Origin of the sequence: Paraglaciecola marina, assembly GCF_004360155.1 — a bacterium.
Taxonomy (GTDB): domain Bacteria; phylum Pseudomonadota; class Gammaproteobacteria; order Enterobacterales; family Alteromonadaceae; genus Paraglaciecola; species Paraglaciecola marina.
The window spans coordinates 32,507-49,991 of record NZ_SAIS01000019.1 but is presented as its reverse complement, the minus strand read 5'-3'; the positions used below and the strand labels follow the sequence as shown (position 1 = coordinate 49,991).

15 protein-coding genes are annotated in these 17,485 nt (G+C 42.9%); 3 read left to right on the top strand and 12 right to left on the bottom strand.

What is annotated here, in order from left to right:
* Positions 1-141 precede the first annotated feature (141 nt).
* The 6 genes from EOK74_RS18985 to EOK74_RS18960 form a co-directional block, all read right to left on the bottom strand.
* On the bottom strand, positions 142-882 hold the full coding sequence (locus EOK74_RS18985) for a HugZ family pyridoxamine 5'-phosphate oxidase (protein ID WP_133471692.1): 741 nt from the start codon (positions 880-882) through the stop codon (positions 142-144).
* Positions 883-946: 64 nt separating this feature from the next.
* The gene (locus EOK74_RS18980) at positions 947-1,735 is read right to left on the bottom strand and encodes an ABC transporter ATP-binding protein (protein ID WP_133471691.1); all 789 of its coding nucleotides are present in this window, start codon (positions 1,733-1,735) and stop codon (positions 947-949) included.
* Positions 1,728-2,819 (bottom strand): FecCD family ABC transporter permease, encoded by a 1,092-nt coding sequence (locus tag EOK74_RS18975; protein ID WP_133471690.1) that lies wholly within the window; start codon positions 2,817-2,819, stop codon positions 1,728-1,730. The genes EOK74_RS18980 and EOK74_RS18975 overlap by 8 nt, the downstream gene beginning before the upstream one ends.
* Entirely contained in the window at positions 2,806-3,660 is an 855-nt protein-coding gene (locus EOK74_RS18970; RefSeq protein WP_133471689.1) for a heme/hemin ABC transporter substrate-binding protein, read from the bottom strand. Before EOK74_RS18970 ends, EOK74_RS18975 begins: the two co-directional genes overlap by 14 nt.
* Before the next feature lie 75 nt (positions 3,661-3,735).
* Complete coding sequence (locus EOK74_RS18965; RefSeq protein WP_133471688.1) at positions 3,736-4,857, bottom strand: HmuY family protein; 1,122 nt, start codon at positions 4,855-4,857, stop codon at positions 3,736-3,738.
* A gap of 43 nt (positions 4,858-4,900) precedes the next feature.
* Positions 4,901-6,868, bottom strand: a complete 1,968-nt coding sequence (locus tag EOK74_RS18960) for a TonB-dependent receptor plug domain-containing protein (RefSeq protein ID WP_239024174.1) — start codon at positions 6,866-6,868, stop codon at positions 4,901-4,903.
* 293 nt (positions 6,869-7,161) lie between these two features.
* Between EOK74_RS18960 and EOK74_RS18955 the strand changes: the two genes are divergently transcribed.
* Complete coding sequence (locus tag EOK74_RS18955) at positions 7,162-7,623, top strand: hypothetical protein (RefSeq protein WP_133471686.1); 462 nt, start codon at positions 7,162-7,164, stop codon at positions 7,621-7,623.
* 126 nt (positions 7,624-7,749) lie between these two features.
* Here EOK74_RS18955 and EOK74_RS18950 read toward each other — a convergent pair whose 3' ends face one another.
* Together EOK74_RS18950 and EOK74_RS18945 are read right to left on the bottom strand one after the other, a co-directional pair.
* Complete coding sequence (locus tag EOK74_RS18950; RefSeq protein WP_133471685.1) at positions 7,750-9,732, bottom strand: TonB-dependent receptor plug domain-containing protein; 1,983 nt, start codon at positions 9,730-9,732, stop codon at positions 7,750-7,752.
* 92 nt (positions 9,733-9,824) lie between these two features.
* Positions 9,825-10,196, bottom strand: a complete 372-nt coding sequence (locus EOK74_RS18945; protein ID WP_133471684.1) for a hypothetical protein — start codon at positions 10,194-10,196, stop codon at positions 9,825-9,827.
* A gap of 216 nt (positions 10,197-10,412) precedes the next feature.
* Between EOK74_RS18945 and EOK74_RS18940 the strand changes: the two genes are divergently transcribed.
* Positions 10,413-11,456 carry a YHYH protein gene (locus EOK74_RS18940; RefSeq protein ID WP_133471683.1) on the top strand — a complete coding sequence of 348 codons (1,044 nt, stop codon included), beginning with the start codon at positions 10,413-10,415 and terminating at the stop codon, positions 11,454-11,456.
* Positions 11,457-11,515: 59 nt separating this feature from the next.
* Complete coding sequence (locus tag EOK74_RS18935; protein ID WP_133471682.1) at positions 11,516-11,758, top strand: hypothetical protein; 243 nt, start codon at positions 11,516-11,518, stop codon at positions 11,756-11,758.
* Positions 11,759-11,840: 82 nt separating this feature from the next.
* On the opposite strand, the gene EOK74_RS18930 is transcribed toward EOK74_RS18935, so the two are convergent.
* The 4 genes from EOK74_RS18930 to EOK74_RS18915 are packed head-to-tail and all read right to left on the bottom strand — an operon-like array spanning position 11,841 to position 17,456.
* Complete coding sequence (locus EOK74_RS18930) at positions 11,841-13,937, bottom strand: TonB-dependent siderophore receptor (protein ID WP_133471681.1); 2,097 nt, start codon at positions 13,935-13,937, stop codon at positions 11,841-11,843.
* A gap of 35 nt (positions 13,938-13,972) precedes the next feature.
* Positions 13,973-15,277, bottom strand: a complete 1,305-nt coding sequence (locus EOK74_RS18925) for a DUF3526 domain-containing protein (RefSeq protein ID WP_133471680.1) — start codon at positions 15,275-15,277, stop codon at positions 13,973-13,975.
* Entirely contained in the window at positions 15,274-16,722 is a 1,449-nt protein-coding gene (locus EOK74_RS18920) for an ABC transporter permease (RefSeq protein WP_133471679.1), read from the bottom strand. The genes EOK74_RS18925 and EOK74_RS18920 overlap by 4 nt, the downstream gene beginning before the upstream one ends.
* Positions 16,719-17,456: an ABC transporter ATP-binding protein gene (locus EOK74_RS18915; protein ID WP_239024173.1), complete on the bottom strand. Its 738-nt coding sequence runs from the start codon at positions 17,454-17,456 to the stop codon at positions 16,719-16,721. Before EOK74_RS18915 ends, EOK74_RS18920 begins: the two co-directional genes overlap by 4 nt.
* Positions 17,457-17,485 lie beyond the last annotated feature (29 nt).

Sequence of the window (17,485 nt, the reverse complement as noted above, 5' to 3'; positions counted from 1 at the left end):
CAAGGGCTAGGTTAAAACTAACTTAGGCGTTGAGCCTGATTTTTTTGCATGGCAAGGAGCTATAAAAGCCTGCTTACCGCTGCAATGACTGAATCAGTATGGATACATAGTGAGCAGAAGCAAGTTCGCTTCTGCTACTCTCTAAGCTTCAGATTTTTCGGTGCTACTTGGCGTTAAGGCCGCTCTTGCAGCATGAGTGGCTGCGACTAATTGTTGCCTAACTTGTTGAGAGTCTGCACATACTTGCTCGAACGGCATGTATATAACTTGTTCGTCAGCGGCAATATGGGTGCCTTCATTAAAGGCGGATAACATTTTGATTTTTTTGGCTTTTATATTGAATTGATGTTCAACAATTAACTGCATGGCATCTAAATGGTCGTCATTCATATGCTCAACTATCGCTGCGCTTGTGCTGTGCCAATCTTCTATTGTTACTTGCCATTCGTCTTGACTTATCCAGAATATTTTACCAAAGCCACCAATATAACGAACCCGCTTGGTTTTGATCTCGTAAAAGTTGAAGTCGTGAGTTTGTTTGTAGCCAATGGCTTGGGGAAACAAGCTGTAGTATTGCTCGGCAATTTTTTCATCTTTGATGATCTCTGCATCACCTAGCACTGTCACGCGGCCAGAGGCTTGCGAGTCATCTGCTAGGTTATCGAAAATGGTCATAGAGACTCTGCTATCTGCCTTTATATTACGTGTATGCTGAGCAATATCACTGATGTAAATGATTAAATTACCTTCATGGGTCATAAAGTAAGGAACAATTGAGCCAAAAGGGTAACCTGCCACAGACACTGACAGTGTGCTTAACACGCCAGAATGTTGTTGACGGGTAAGTGTTTTAGCATCAAATACGTGTTGTTCTTTTTTCATTTTGATTCTTCCTAATAAACTTGTGCTATTTAACTTGGCTTTTATATATCAAGGTAAATAGCAATTAATGTGTCACAAACGGGATGGCATTGTCCTGCGGTATTAATCGCGGCCTTACCCCAAAACATTTAAATAAATTATCTTCGGTAATTACATCAATTACAGGGCCTTGTGCTAAGCAACGGCCATTGGCTAGCAGTAAGGTTTTGGTGGCATAGGGTAAAACTAAATTTATATCATGGCTTACGCATATTACTGCTAAACCTTGCTCACAAAACCTTTGCATCAAATCCATAGTGGCTTTTTGAAAGCGAAAATCTAAAGCTGAGGTTGGCTCGTCTAGCAAGAGCAACTTACCATTGAATGGCTGTTGGGTTTCAGCGTCGTTCATATCTGGCATCAGTTGTAGCAAAGCTTTAGCAATAAATACCCGTTGGCGCTCACCCCCAGACAAAGTGCGTACATCGCGGCCAAATAAGTGGGAAATACCCACCTGTTCAGCAACTTGGCAGATTAGAGTTGTGGTGTATTGATTCGTTTCAGCTCGGTTGGCTCGGCCCAACCCTAGTACGTCTTCCGTTAAAAATGCAAAGTAGACTTGATTACTTTGCGCCACAAAAGCACGTTTTTGCGCTAAGGCTTTAGTTGACCAATCACCTAGCTCTTTATTGTCTAACTGAATATTGCCAGTAAATTCGCTGTGTAGGCCAGCTATACAGCGCAACAAAGTGGATTTACCGCAGCCATTTTCACCAATAATAGTGATAAAATCGCGGCTGTTAACCTGCAAATTTATTTTTTCAAGTATTTGCTGCTGGCTGTAGCTAACACTGAGGTTGTCGATATTAAACACCGGATAGCTTCCCCTTTTGTTTTGCCAGTAGATACAAGAAAAACGGTGCGCCCACAGCTGAGGTGACTATACCAATAGGTATTTCTAGCGGTGGAAACAGTGAACGTGAACTAATGTCGGCTACTAACATCAAGCCTCCACCAAATACCCCGCAGGCAGGCACTAGGTATCTATGGTCTGCTCCAAAAAGGGTACGGCAAATATGGGGTACTACTAATCCCACAAAACCAATAATGCCGCATAGTGCTGTGGCTAAAGCTACAGAAAATGCCACTAACCATAAGGTTAAGCGCTTATATTTAGACACATCTAAACCCATGCACTGGGCTTCGTTTTCACCTAAAGCGAGCATGTTTAAAGGCTGTCTTAAATGGATAAACATAGCAATCACAGGTAAGGCTAATGCCCCTACAAATAAAACTTTGGCCCATGAAATGCCCGCTAAGCTGCCCATAGTCCAATAGGTAATTTGCCTTAAGGCATCGTCATTGGCGATATAGTTAATGGCGCCAATGTGAGTACCCGCTAAGGCATTTACAGCCACCCCAGCTAGTATCAAAGAGGTAATCGCTAGGCCTGCTGGCGTTTTGGCTACTTTTAATACTATCCACACAGCGAGTAAGGCACCAGCAAAAGCAGAGCCGGCTATTAAATACGGACCACCTAGGGCATATTCGGGGTGATGATTAATGATCAGTAGTGCCGTTGCAGCAGCGGCCGCCGCGCCACCAGATATCCCAATTAAGCCTGGGTCTGCCAAGGGGTTACGTACTAAACCTTGCATGGCGCAGCCAGACATAGCCAATAGAGCGCCAACCATTATGGCCATCACAATCCGCGGCGCTCTAAGTTCAGAAAAGATATACCACTGAATGCGCTGCTGATCTTGCAGTTCTTGTCCTGTTATTTTCTGTTTAATGACATCAAGTAGTTCAGAAACAGAATGTTCGTAGCTACCCGCTTGTAAACCAAGCAATATTAAACAGCTGCAGCCAAGTAAAGCCAAAAGTATTTGCTTTATATACTTGTTGCGTCGCTTGTCTAAATCAAGTTGCAACAGCTGAGAAGCGTTAACCTCTGGCATGAAATGCCTGTACCTTCTTGATGATATGTTCTAGGGCTTCTGGGTATCTAGGTGATAATCCCAAGGCACTACTGCTTTCCATGACAACGGGCTTACAGATTTGCCCCGCTGTGGTGGCTTTAATAGCTGGGTGTTGGCATAAACTTTGGACTTCTTGGTCACTGCGTATTCTGTGACTAGCAACAAAAATTATATCTGGATTTGCGGCTAATATGGACTCGTTATCCATGACTTTATAATCACGCATTTGTTGCGCTGCATTGGTAATACCTGCATCGTTAAACAAGGCTTGCGGCACAGTATTAGCCCCAGCTACGGTTAATCCACGCTCACTGTCAGATAAAATAAAAAGTGCAGTTATGGGCTTTAGTCCTTGGGCCTGCTTTTTTAACTGGGACACGTGGCTGTCAATTTGTTCGATTAATTCTTTAGCTTTGACAGGCGCGTGGACAATCACACCAACTTGGCTAATGAGCTGTTTTAGCCCTGCTAAATCACGCTGCTCACCCAATATGGACACTTCAACGCCTGCGGCTTTTAGCTCTGGGAATAGAGTATCTGGGCCAGTGGCTTGGGCACCAATTAAATGGGTGGGGTGAAAACTTAAAACTCCCTCTGTACTAAGTTGTCTAAAATACCCAAGCTTGGGTAATGCCGCGGCGGCCCTGGGGTAATGACTGGTGCTATCTGCAGCTACAATTAAGTCTTGTTTGTCTAATGCGTAAATGACTTCTGTGATACTGCCGCCTGAGCTAATTACCCGCATATCGCTGTGGGAAAATGCTACTGTTGGCAGTGCAAGCATTGACATACAAATGGCTACAATTAGATGTTTGTTCATAATAAATCTCGAATGAAGATAGCAAACACAGGACAAGTTGAATGTTCAGTCCTGTGTTTGGTTATGCAAAGTTGATTATTCAGCTGATGTACTGTCGGCACGGAAGCTGTAATTGCCAGACGTACCGCTATCATCGTAGTAACTGGTGATCTGTAACTTATACTGACCTGAGTTGGTTTCGATAAGGTACACGCCATATTGAGACCACAATAAGTGACCACCATTTAAGCCATATTGATACCAAGGGCTGCTATCAAATGAACGGATTAGGGTGGAGTTAGCTTCAAAACCATAATACGCATGGGCTGCAACGTCTAAGCCTGTATATTCGTTATCTGTGTCCACAAAGGCTGATGCATCATCCGCTATGTAAATATAAAAATCAGCCCCTGTATCTGCATCAACTGTGATGCATGGCAAATAAATATCCCATGCATCATCTACTGATACTTGCTCTGCCAAATCAAAATCAACGTAAATATCCGTAGTACAACCGCTTAAATCTAGATCAATGGTTTCAGCAGCAGCAAACTCGGTTTCGCCGTCTAGGCTACTTTGATGTTGAACCTCTAATGTGATGTTAGACATAGTAAAACCAGCAGTGGTTAATGAGGTCACTCTGAATTTAGTGTAAGCATCATCCGAACTTACTATAAAGTAGACATCGTCTGCGGCAGTTACTTGGTGAGTCGTAAAGTCATAGTTATAGAACTTGTCGCCAACCACATAATCACTAGCATCATAACTATACTCTGCATCTGTTGGCATAGAGTCACTGCTTACAGCTAGATAGTCGTCTAACTCAGTATCTGCTGTGGCGTTGATAAATGAGTCTGCAATAGCGACACCCTCAGCATCAAAAAAATCACTGTTGACGTCGGTAAAGTACATACCAACAGTGTTATCAGCATGGGTGTTTAGTGATATGGCGGTACGCTTAAAAGCAATATCCCATACGCTATTATTTGCGGCTTCTTCTTCTGTTATGTCTACGACTGCTCCTGCATCTAAATCATAATAAACACTTACAGGCTCTGAGGTACTGCCAGTACTAAAAGGCCCAACAATGGTGCCTTCTTCGACTACTACCTCTTCAACAACATCTTCTACCGTAGGAGTTTCGTCATCATTTCCTGAACTGCCGCAAGCAGATAGTCCGGCGGCAATAATTAAGGATGAAAGGTATTTTATTTTCATGGGTAATGTTCCTGTGTATTCAATTGTTTTTTAATGTGGTTTCTTAAAAGGTGTACGAGATGCCTGCAAATATATACCTGCTAGACAAGGGGCGAACATCAAGTAAACCTGCAGCAATAGCGGTTTCGTCTTGATGATTGTCAAAAATATTGTCGATACCTGCTCGCCAGTCCCAGTGTTGGTTTATGGACTGATTTATGCTCAGGTTAACCGTCATCCAATGATCACGAGCCACACCTACTTGTGAACTTGAGGGGTATTCCCCTGATTCATACACCACATACAAAAGGCTTTGCATGTCGTATGGCAGCGACCAATTTAGGTTGCCTTTTAATTGATGGGTAGGGCGGTCACTTAGATGCTCATCTGCGTCATCTTTGGCGCTGATATAGCTATAACTAAATTGTAAGTCGAGTTTATTCATTGCAAATTGAGCCGAGATATCAAAACCATTTAGGTCGGCTCCATCAATGTTTTCGTAGCGACTAATCAACAAGCCACTTGCGGCTGAGGCTTCTGCGTCAACCACGGTAGTAATAAAGTTGTCTGCTTTACTGGTGTGTAGATTCATGCGAAGTGAAAGCTGATTAACGGCTATATCAAATATTATGGTGTTCGATAAGCGATAGCTAAGCTCTGCGTTTGCCGTTAAGGCTTCTTCTGGAATTAGGTCTTCGTTCCCTAAAACCATGTAACCTAAGTTACTATGGTCAAACACATAAAAACGGTCTTTTAGGGTAGGCACCCGATAACTTTGCCCTAAACCTAATCTGAGTTGCCAGCTGCCGTCTTCTGCAAAACCATCTGCGTTACTGCTATTACCAAAATTGAATAAACTATTTAAACGTGAAGCGGACTGCAGACCAAAATCACTGTCGTGTTGTAGTTGTGTGCCAAATACTAATTCATGGTCAGCTAAGGACCAGCTTGCTTGTGTGAACCCTTGAATTGATTGGGCTGACTCATCATCAACTTCGTAAGACTCTATTTCACCTGTGGTGATGTTTTGCTTAGTTTGATTGAGTTTGTCTAGACGGGCAGTTAGGCCCGAGACCAAGTTAATATCTCCAAGCTGCCAATTAATTTGGCCATCTAACTGGGCTAAACTTATATCTGCATCACGTAATGCATTGGTATCGCCACTTGTTTCAATATGATTGAGTACACGAGATTTAACTTCCCAATTCTGGCCATTCGCCAGCCCCAAATCCCACTGCCATTGCTCTACATCAGAAATATAGCGAATATCTTGCTCTTGCCCGGGAATGCTATACCTAAATTTTTCTTTGGCATCGTTAAAATAGCGAAGCTTATTTGAAACACTGAGGTCATTCTCAAATGCTTTAACTAGGCCAAGGTTCACTAGGTACTTGTCACTACTAGGAGCACTTTGCGCTACTGTATCTGGTTCATAATCAAAGCCGGGATCAGAGCTAGCTTGTAAGCTTAACGATGACTGCCAACCCTTTAGATTTTTACTGCCATCAAGTTGCAATAAATGGGTTAAATCTGCAGATTCGATGGCGTTGCTGCTATAGCTACCAGCTTGATAGTTTAGCTTGAGGTGATCTGACCTAAGCTTACGGGTAATGATATTAATTACGCCACCCATAGCTGAGCTTCCGTAGAGTACAGATCCTGCGCCGCGCATGACTTCGATTCTTTCGATATCAAGCACACCTATTTGGTCTAGGTCCACCGATGAGCCAGTAGGAGAAACAAAAGGCTGACTGTCAATTAACACCAACACATGGTCACTACCAAAACCTTGCATCTGCACGGTATAACCGTCTTTTTGGCTACGTGTTACCACCACGCCGGGAATGTAATTTAGGGCACTCGCTAAGGTGCCATGGCTGATGGTTTGTATTGTTTCTGCAGTAATTACGTCTACAGATACAGGGCTTTGAGACTGCAATACAGCGTAACGGGTGCCGGTTACCACCACCTTTTCTATTGATGATTGATTGGCATAACTTGCCTGTGATACGGCAACTAAAAGCACAGACATTGCAATTCTAAACATTAAATCTAAATAGTAATTAATCTCATTTGTATTTATGGTATTTGTGTTTGAGATAAAAATCAAGCAAAGTCTTTGAGGGAGACGTATGTTGAGGTGTTTACCCATCGCTCAACCCTACATGGTTTATGATTAGCTGTAGCTGATACCAAATTTCCATAATATGAGTTGCTGGCAATCGGCCTAAACATATTAACTTTTGGGTTATTGACCCAGTAACAAGCGCTATTTATATTGGGAAGCTCTGGGTGAATTAAAACCTAATTAAGGCGGTAGCAGGTATGCAAAATATAGATGTATTAGTGACTAAACTTGAGAGCCTTGTTGACAGGTTACATGAAGATTCGGCTAATTATGTGGCTGAACTCGAAATTTATCCGGTTTGTGATTATGCAGAAAAATCACCAATAGAGATCCTCCATAAAGCCTTAGAAGGTCAGGTGATCCTAGAGAAAATTGCTATATCCAATCAACAAAAATTAATAGCAGAGATTAGCGCTATGCTTAGCTATGAGGGGCTTGGCAGCTCCCATCCTAACAGGGCTTATGTTGGCTCTGCTGAGCATGGCGAGCATTTAGCAGAGCTAAGTAACGAGCTGATACGCTTAACCAGCCATGCAAGCAGTATAAAAGAGGTCTGGCTTAAAGAAGGCTACCCATTTTATCCCGTGTTCTGGGATTTAGGGTTTATTATTACGATTAATAGTGATGCTTATGTTATCGCAGGCATGATATCTGATTGAGAGTTGTTAACTGGCATCATAGCACTGGGATTTTCCCCCTTGTGTATAAAGCATTTTTGAATCCAGAGAGAGAAACCCTTATTTGTCTCTCTGGATGATAATCAACTAACTCAGTTTGTTGAGTCTTTAATCCCCAAATTGAATACGCACACCTGCATTCACCGTAAAACCGTCGTTTCGTGACCAGATATCTGTGGTCCAGCGTCCGCTTGGGGCTTGCTCTGGCAATACTAAGGATTCGCCTTTAGTTTGGCGCACATTGAGCAGGTTCTCGGCATTTAAAAAGTAACTTACTTTGCCAATGGTAATTTGCCCAAGTAAGCCTAAATGCCAATACGCGTCGCTTCTACTGCGAAGTGGATTACCTTCTAGGTGTTGAGTGCCCGTGTAATATGCTTCAAACCCCACTAAGTGACTGCCATGCTCTTCCCACATGATAACTGCACCCGCTGAGTGTTGCGGGGTGAGTGTTAGGGGCGCGCGGCCAAGGCCATCTTCACTTAGCTTGGTCGCGTCTGTGTAAAGGTAACTACCGGTTAGCTTTATGTCATGCCAGCGATAACGAAGCAGTAATTCAGCGCCACGAATTTCGCTTTCTCCTTGAGCATTGACGATACGCACTTGCTTGTCTGAAAAAGTATCAATTGGGTCAATCTCTTCAAGCTCGGTGACATTATCAACATCAGAAGCAAATAAAACCATGCTAGTTTCGATACTATCAAATACGTAACTGATATCTATTGAGGCCGTGGTGGCTTGCTCAGCAACCACATCATCAAAGGGGGCTAAGCGTGATAAGCCAGCATCTTCAATGTCTTCAATGAAGGGAGTAGGGGCAAAGAAACCTTGTCCGTAAGCACCGCGAATGGTCCAGCTATCTGGATTATACAAGACTGAAATCCGTGGGCTAAATTGCGTGCCGTATTCGCTGTGCCAATCTGCGCGGGCACTGAGTGACAATGAAACATCATCGGAGGCCTCGTAATCTAGTTGCGAGAATAACCCCGGCACTCGGTAGTTGTAATTAAACTCAGCAAAGTCTTCTGATTCAAAGCGGTCAACTTGATAAGCTAGGCCAACCACCCAAGCAGCTGCATCTTTGTAACCCGAAACACTGGACTCAAGTAGGTAACTTTGATGAAGGTCGCTTTCTTGTACCGCGCCATAAATGTGGTCATGCTCTTGGCGCATAGCAGAGCCACGTATATTAAGATTAAACTCATCATTAAGGGGCTGATCAAATATAAAGCCACTGTCGAGGCGAAGTGAATCTTGGCTTTGGATAAAAGCATTGCCATCGGGAACGCTTGCCCCCTCAGCAGTGCCACCCACACGCTCTTCTTTCATGGCGCCAACTGTCACATATAAGTTGGCGCCGTTTTCTCCTTCCCAATATAAACGGGGGCGAAGTGTAGCCCGTTGAAACTCAGCCATGTCGAGCCAGCCATCATTGTCTAAATCTTGCTGTTCTTGATTGTGGATGCCAGCGGTAAGCGAAGCACTGGTGCGCTTATTTATGGGCGATGCAATATACGAAGTAAGGTCTTGGCCATCTTTTGATGTGGCGTTTAGTAAGACCTCGCCTTCAAATTCATCTGATGGAGTACGAGAAATAAGGTTAATCACACCACCGAGGGCTGAGCCGCCATAAAGTGACGAAGCAGAGCCTTTGATAATTTCTACATTGGCCAAATCGGTAGGGGGGATTTGTAACAAGCCAATAGAGGCTGTTTGTCCGCCATATAAAGGCAAACCATCACTTAATAACTGGGTGTAGCGGCCATACAAACTTTGCAAACGAATATTGGCGCTGCCTAAGGCAGGAGAGGTGGTTTGTACTCGTACACCACCGGTTTCGGCAACCAACATAGAAATGTTACCTGGGCGCATCAAGGCTTTTTCTTGAATTTCTTCGCCATTGATAATCTCGGTACGGGTCGCTGATTCAGTGACTATGCGGCCAAGGCGTGATGCCGTGACCTGAATTTTTTCAATCTTAGGTTCGCCATGCTCGTCATGGTGATCTTCGTGATGCTCACCTTCATTTGCGTAAGATAGTAGGGGGGCTAACAAAATAGCCAGCGCGACTTTAGAATAATTAGTAAGCATTTTTTACCTCAAAATAATGCTAAAAACTGCGACAATGACGCAATTAATATAACGACTTTTAGTGTTTTCTAGGGGTGATGATTGGGTTTAGCCTAGGAGGTAAAAATAGGCGGCCGATACAAAGAGGTAGCAATATAATGGGGGGATTTTTGTGTGTAGGGTAATGCAAACTCACTTATGAGTTTAAGGCATGATTGCGTAACTGTGTTATCTAGGTAAATCATAGCAACACAGGCATTGGCTGGGCAAAAGCATTGGTCTTCACAGCAGTCAACATCACAGCAATCGTCTTTTTCGGTAATACCATGATTATCACCGGCTTCATCTGCGTCTAGCTGCTGGGTGTTTACTTGCTGATTGGTTCTAGCATCATCAAAGGTTACAACATAAGAACCCATAGCTTGCCCTACAAAGGCAATCAATAAGCTAGTTATAATTAATAGTTTTGATAATGGTTTGAACATATTTATCTCTAATAAATGTCAGCGCCATTGTAATGAGCTTTTGGGTAGATGTGAAGAAACTAAAAGAACAAACAGTTTCAAAAAATGTATCAGCAGGCCCTGTATTGCCGAAAGGTTAATAATGTCCATATTATCTGCACAATTACGCTATAAACTATTAGAGTGGGTGTAGGTGAGGGGCTGTTGTTCCCCATATGAGTTTAAGGATAGGTATTAATGAATTTAAAACACTATGGATCATTGTTCATGGCATTTGCACTGAGCTCTTTGGTCTTACTTGGTTGTGATGATAAGACCCAATTAAAGTCGGAGTCAGCAGATATCTCAGAAGGCATAGATATCTCTATGTTTACTGAAGGGGCGTTTAGCCAAGCACCTAAAATTATAGATTGTGAAACGGCGCAAGGTACCAAAACTAGTTGTTATGAATTTATAACAACAGGCGCACCGGCTGGTCGAGAGCCAGGCCCTTTTTGTCCAAGAACAATTGATGATGGTGCCGATGCTGGTGGAGCTTGGTTTGATAAAAGTGGTTCAGGTGATTTAGTCGATATAACAGGTGAGTTTATCCTGAAACTTGACGAATATTATGGTGATGAAAAGTGGTTGGTGTATGACGCCGACACTAAAAAAGTGCGTTATACCGCTACGAAAGAAGCGTGTTTAGGGGCGGCAAAGCCAGATGTTGAAGCCCAGTACATGCAAAATTGCATCGAGTGTAAGCTAGAGTACTTAGACGATGATTTTTCGGTTACTTATCTTATTCCTACCACTCCTATCCCAGCCAAAAGAACAGGGCGAGTGCGCACTGTTGGTATAGCATTAGACGGTAGTGAGTTGTCTGGCCCTGCACCTGTTAATGCGATTTTAGGGGCATATACTATTGCTGCTTTTGATGATTGTGGTGGGCATATTAATGTTCACCAAGGTTATCATTATCATGCGTCAACAGGATGTACTGATAGGGCTGCAAATACTGATGATGGTCATGCACCCTTGATAGGTTACGCCATAGATGGCTATGGGATTTATGCTATGAAAGACTCCCAAGGTAAAGAAGCTGAAGGCTTAGATGAGTGCCGTGGGCAAACCGATGCTGTAAGAGGCTATCACTACCATACTGCCAGTCCCAGCGAGAACCTATTTATAGGGTGTTTACATGGTGAAACTGTACGACCTAGTGGCGGTCCCCAAGGTGGCCCACCTCCAGGGGGCGGACCTCCACCTAATGGTGCTCCACCAAGAAATGGTGAACATTAAACTTGAAGATACCTAGGTTTAATCTATTTATACTCCTGATCATTACGGTGAGTGTGGGTATGCAGGCAACTAATGCCTATGCCCATTCTGGTCCTTTAAATGAACTCGCCATTAAAGCATGTGTGCAAAAGCAAAGGTCTAAGGCGTGTCGATATCAAGGAGTTCATAATGATTTGTATATTGGTACCTGCCAATATATGGCAGAAAGTCTGTTATGCGTTAGAAATCAGCCCATTCAACAACTCGATACATCTAACAAAAGCACAAAACCAGACCATAGTCATGAAGATACTCAGAGGTAGCCTTTGAGCTTAAGTAAAATAAAAAGCCCCCATATTTAGCAATATGGGGGCTTTTTGTCTTATTGAATGTGTAGCCTTACATCTAGAAGTTGTAAGTAGCCGATACTCTAAAGCTGCGAGGTGTGCCGGGCTGAACCCAAACACTGGCATAAGAGTTGGTGTAGTACTCTTGGTCAAACAGGTTGTTTACTTCTGCGCGTACCGTCAATGCATCAGATACCGCGTAGTTTGAGGCAAGACGAACTGTAGTGTACTCAGGCAATTTGAAGCTAGGATCACCAAACTCACCAATTCTTTCACCTACGTAAACTAATCCTGCGATTAGATCTAGATCCCTCTCAGCTAGCTGGGTTTGTTGAACCAACTGTAGGCTTAATTGATTTTCAGCTATATTCAGAAGGTCTGAACCAGCAGGAATAAAGTTGTAAGAAATAGCATCGGTATAGTCGTTTTTGGTTTCTGCATCTATATAAGAATATGAAACCCAAATACTTAGACTATCTGTGATGTCACCTGTTAAATCAAGCTCAACCCCTTGGCTAGCAGCTTTACCTACTGCTGTTGCATTAAAATCTGCATCAAAGGTGGCTATGTTAGATTGTTTCACATCAAAGATTGCGAATGTTCCCGATAGCGCCCCGTCATTGAGGGCAAACTTAACCCCTACCTCTGTGGACTCAGATAAATTTGGATCTAAGTCGTTTTCATCTGTTGCTCCAGAAAGTGGACGGAAGTTTTCGCCGTATGCTGCATAAAAAGATAAAGCGTCAGAGGCTTTATAGACAACCCCAAGCTGAGGGCTCACTTTCGACTCTGAATATTCAGAGGTACTATCGGATAAACGGTTAACAAGTTTTTGTTGGTAGTCATCAAAGCGGGCACCAAGACGAATGTCTAACTTGTCGGTTAAGCTAATTTGATCTTGGATATACAAGCCTGAACTTTCCTGTGTCTCAACACGGTCAATGTTACTTGCTAGGGCCAGAGACGACTCTAGGTATTGCCCATAAACAGGATCATAAATATTGATGCTTTGGTCTGTGGATCTGTCTCTAAGGGCAAATTGATCATTTTCGAATTTGTCTGAATCAACCCCTACTATAAGGCTGTGGGTTAATGAGCCTGTTTCAAAACTACCACTTAGCTCAGCTCTGAATACCTGATAGATAGCATCGTAATCGCGATAACGGCTAAAGCGACCAAAGTTGCCGTCTTCATCTGGTGCACTAAATCCGTTTTCTGAGGCTAATCCTTCTAGCGAAGTATCACGGTAGTTAAAGCCAACTAAAGCACTCCAATCTTGATTTATGTCTGTTTGAAATTCAATTTGATGACCCAAGACATCGGTTTCTATAGGACCATAACCCGGCTCACCTAAAAAGCGGCTTTCTGGTATCACACCAAGCTTGCCATCAATAGCAATAACGCCTCGGTCAAAGGGGATTTCTTGGTGGCTGTATTCAAGCTCATAAGTAAGTTGGCTATCGTCATTTATGGACCATAAAACCGACGGGCTGAAACCTTGTTTTGTGGTTTCTACTGTGTCACGAAAGCTTTCTGCATCTTCATAAAAACCTACAAATCTAACCGCTAGATCATCAGAAACCACTTTGTTTACATCAAGATCCCCTCGTAGTGTGCTAAAACTACCCACGGATACAGTGACTTCAGCCTTGTCATTAAAGTTAGCTCGCTTAGTAACTAGGTTGATTGTGCCACCGGGCTCACCGCGGCCAAATAATGCAGCTCTTGGACCTTTTAATATTTCTACCGACTCTATGCCAGACAGATCACGAGAGCCACCAAAGCCACGGCCTGCATTAAATCCATTTACTAAGTAATTACTTGGCAGGTTTTCGTCCCCCACAAAACCACGTACCGCAAAGCTATTCCAAAGGCCACCAAAGTTATTTTGACGTGCCACAGAGGCAGATAAATCTAAGGCTTGGTTTAGGTCAAAGGCACCTGCATTTTGTAGGGCTTCTGAGTTAATTCTTAATTCAGACTGTGGTGTTTCAAGGGGGCTGAAATCCCCTTGGTAAGCTTGACGGGAGCCAACCACTTCAACAGTCTCGATTTCATCGTTGCTTTCATCAGCAGCAAGTGCTTGTGGCATAAATAAGCTAGCTAAACAGATACTTAGGTAAGTGAGCTTTAGCCCTTTTGAAGAGGTGTTCATTGTAAAACCTTTTTAGTTTGTTATGTGTTAATGATTTACTGGCTTGTGTCAATATTGCTATTGAGTTCAGCCTTTTGTATTTGAGTGAGTTTTTCAAAACTAGGCATAGTAGCTAACTGGGTTTCACCGAGTTTTTGTTGGGTAAATAAAAACGGGTAATAAAACAGTCTAAGACGTTCATGAAAGTCTCTTATTTGCTGTTCGTATTGAAAGGCTGCCACTGCATCTGTATTAGCAAGACGGGTTAACACTCTTTGTAATAACAAAGGAGGCGAAAGCAATGATGCAATCCCGGCTAGCTGATATTTTTTATGAGCTGCATCTCGGTATGCTTGTGATAAAGGTGCAGCGGTTTGGTCTCCTACTTGTTGAAAAGCGTAATACCATTTCCATTCAAATTCGCTTTCCATGGCGACGTGATCTTTCCATTCGGGGTAGCTTGCGATGAAGGCATCCATAGTGGTTTCTTTGGGGATATCCCAAGCATCATTTACGGCTTCACGCTGAGTTAAGACTATGTCACCACCTTCAGGTGAATGAACAAGCTTATTGATAGTTAAGTCCCCTAAAATAGGAATAATAAAAGCAAACAACACCCATATCCCTATAAGACCTGATGCAACTCTTGGTGCACTGCTGGCATTTTTGCCCCAATAAACACTGAGAATTGTCCAAAAAATCAAGTAGATAACACTCCAGAAAGACACCATCACAACATTGGATAGGTTAGTGCCGCTAAGCCAAGCTCCAAAGTAAAATGGCACCATTAGGCACAATAAAAGTGAGATGAAACGAATAGCTCCACGGGCTCCCCATAGTGCCCATGAAGATTTGGCTGTGGTGACTAATAAATCGTGTCTGCCGCTAGTACGCTCACTAGCATATAAATCATGAAACAACAGGATAATCAGCAAAGGTGAAAGTGCACTTAGCACAAACACAAAGTCGATTTTACCTGCTTGAGCAAGCTCGGCATTTTGAGTATCGCTTTCGTAAATTTGGCCTTCTAGGGCTAACATTTTGATACGGTGTTTCCAGGGGTAAATATCGCGCTCTCCTAAAGCGGCAAAGGCTAAGTTTGAAGGCGCAGAAGAGGTGAGGTGAAAACTGTAGTAGGCAATTGAGCCAGGATCATGATGCTTTTTTTGAGCCGCTTCGCGGTCTACCGTATCGGCAGCTTTTAAACGTTCTAGGGTTTGCTGCTGCTGACTAATTTCATTCAAGCCACTGAGTACCGAGAAACTAGAAATTAGAAATGTGCAAGTTAGCAAAATTAGTATGTATTTCTGGCGCAACATAAAACGCCATTCTCGATTGAGTTGTTGAAAAAAATAATTCATATCAAACGCTTCCCAATTGTTCTGATGGCTACCACAAGCAGAACTATCCACAGTAATAATTGTAAAAACGCAGCTAAACTTCTTTGCATACGCTGCTTGGCTTTATCTACTTCAAAGTTGAAGTCTTCTAAGACTTGCCAGTTCTCAGCACTTACACGGGCTTTTTGGGTGGCGGCTGCATCCTTATTACGATTCATGTCGTCTTGGTAGCTGAGCTTTTCTACATGTACTTTATTTAAAGCCTGAACAAACTCGAACCTTAAGGCTTCGGCTTCACGTAAAAATCTGTGATGGGTTTCTATACTTGTGCCCACTACAAGCATTGATAAAGAGCGGATAGCGACCATAGGTGATAACCAGCCAAACTGCCTAGATACATGAATTTGTGACAACTCGGTTTGCATACGTTGTTCTGCGAACTCGTTTAAAACATGGGTTAGCTCGGCTTCTGCCGCACTAGCGATAATGCCTCGATAATTGACAGGTAGCTGGTCAATTGAGTCCACATTGTATTTTTCTAATAGCTCGGCTTTTAATTTGTCAAAGGCAGGATCTGCGGCATTGTGACCGTCACCAAGTTTTCGTAACTCAGCTATAACTGCAAAGTCGGTTTCGAGTTTGCCTGCAGCAGGCACAGACGTTGCCGCTGTAGTACTTGCCACTCTTGGCATTACTACACAGAGTAATATCCATACAAACGCTAATGCAGTGAAGCTTTCACTATTTTTAGATAAGGCACTAGAAAATAATAAAACCAGTAAAGCCCAAACACTTAAATACAGGCCATAGCCCAATATAAATGCTAATACTGCTGTGATGCTTTCGCCATCATGTAGACTAATTAAGGCTGCCACAGCTAGAGGCGCTAAAATCAGGCCAATAACGGATAGTAGTGCTAATCCTTTGCCTAAAATCAAGGTATTGCCAGAGGTACCTTGAGATAGCAAATAAGTAAGGGTTTGGGACTCGCGCTCACGACTCACCGAACTATAACCAATCAGAATCAATAATAGTGGTGCTAGGGTTTGTACGATAAACGCTGGGGTTAAGCTACCTAATTGGGTTAATGCGGTCCCTTGTTTTTGATCAGCAAACATTGCGCTGTTTTGGCGATGACCTTCAAGAAAAATTGAATTACCTGTGTAAGCATCAATGCCAGGGTCGAGTATGCTTAAAGGTGCAGGTGTTCTAAAGGCATAATGCCCATAATGAACCATTCTGTGGGGATGTCTGTCGGGTTGTTCAACAAAGGTTTCTTCGGCGTCTTCTTGCAGTTCATGTCTAGCATGGCTTAGCTCCATCATATTGATAGAGGTGACAATTACAGATGACAGGGTTAATAATAAACCGATTGCCATTACCGATATAGCTAATTTAGAACGCAACCAGTAACGCCATTCGTCTTTGGCGACTATGATGATTTTCGATAGGTTATTTTGACTCACGCTGTGCCTCTTTGTGCAAAGGCAGCATGAACTTGTTCGGTGTCGATTCGGCTGTTTTCTGCTGCTGCAAACTCACCCACAAGCTCACCATCTCGTAATAATCCTATTCGGTTGGCTACTTGACAGGCTCCATATACATCATGGGTGACCATTAAAATAGTGGCGCCAGTGGAGGCAAGTTCTCGTACCAACTGGTTAAACTCGTCTATCGCTACTGGATCTAAGCCTGAGGTGGGTTCATCCAATAGAAATATTGGAGCCTCGCGAAGTATGGCTAAGGCTATGGCCGTTTTTTGGCGCATACCTTTAGAGTAGGTTTGCATATGGCGATCACGAGCATCTGCTTGGAGAGCAACTCGGTCGAATGCTTGGTTAATTTCATCATCTGTCTTTTTTATGTCAGCTAATGATAAAAAGTAATTAACATTTTCACGGGCTGTAAGGTGTGAATATAAAGTAGCTGACTCTGGTAAATAAGCGGTTTTACCTCTAACAAAATTGAGCGCTTGATTAACCTCTTTACCTTCTATTGTTACTGAGCCGCTACTTGGAGTATTAAAGCCCAGTAAGGTTTTTAAGGTGGTTGATTTACCAGCGCCATTTCCTCCAAGCAATGCATATATTTCACCTGTATCTACATGAAAACTAAGGTTTTTTAAAATGGACTTGTTTTTAATGCTGACGCATAAAGAATCTGCTTTGATTAATGCATTGGATAAATCTGTGGTTACCACTCTAGGCTCCATTGTTATGTTATAACAAA

What these genes read in the sequence shown, in the direction of transcription:
- EOK74_RS18985 (WP_133471692.1), bottom strand. Translation starts at nt 882, where the DNA reads ATGAAAAAAGAACAACACGTATTTGATGCTAAAACACTTACCCGTCAA.
- EOK74_RS18975 (WP_133471690.1), bottom strand. Translation starts at nt 2,819, where the DNA reads ATGCCAGAGGTTAACGCTTCTCAGCTGTTGCAACTTGATTTAGACAAG.
- EOK74_RS18970 (WP_133471689.1), bottom strand. Translation starts at nt 3,660, where the DNA reads ATGAACAAACATCTAATTGTAGCCATTTGTATGTCAATGCTTGCACTG.
- EOK74_RS18965 (WP_133471688.1), bottom strand. Translation starts at nt 4,857, where the DNA reads ATGAAAATAAAATACCTTTCATCCTTAATTATTGCCGCCGGACTATCT.
- EOK74_RS18960 (WP_239024174.1), bottom strand. Translation starts at nt 6,868, where the DNA reads ATGTCTGTGCTTTTAGTTGCCGTATCACAGGCAAGTTATGCCAATCAA.
- EOK74_RS18955 (WP_133471686.1), top strand. Translation starts at nt 7,162, where the DNA reads ATGCAAAATATAGATGTATTAGTGACTAAACTTGAGAGCCTTGTTGAC.
- EOK74_RS18950 (WP_133471685.1), bottom strand. Translation starts at nt 9,732, where the DNA reads ATGCTTACTAATTATTCTAAAGTCGCGCTGGCTATTTTGTTAGCCCCC.
- EOK74_RS18945 (WP_133471684.1), bottom strand. Translation starts at nt 10,196, where the DNA reads ATGTTCAAACCATTATCAAAACTATTAATTATAACTAGCTTATTGATT.
- EOK74_RS18940 (WP_133471683.1), top strand. Translation starts at nt 10,413, where the DNA reads ATGAATTTAAAACACTATGGATCATTGTTCATGGCATTTGCACTGAGC.
- EOK74_RS18935 (WP_133471682.1), top strand. Translation starts at nt 11,516, where the DNA reads ATGCAGGCAACTAATGCCTATGCCCATTCTGGTCCTTTAAATGAACTC.
- EOK74_RS18930 (WP_133471681.1), bottom strand. Translation starts at nt 13,937, where the DNA reads ATGAACACCTCTTCAAAAGGGCTAAAGCTCACTTACCTAAGTATCTGT.
- EOK74_RS18925 (WP_133471680.1), bottom strand. Translation starts at nt 15,277, where the DNA reads ATGAATTATTTTTTTCAACAACTCAATCGAGAATGGCGTTTTATGTTG.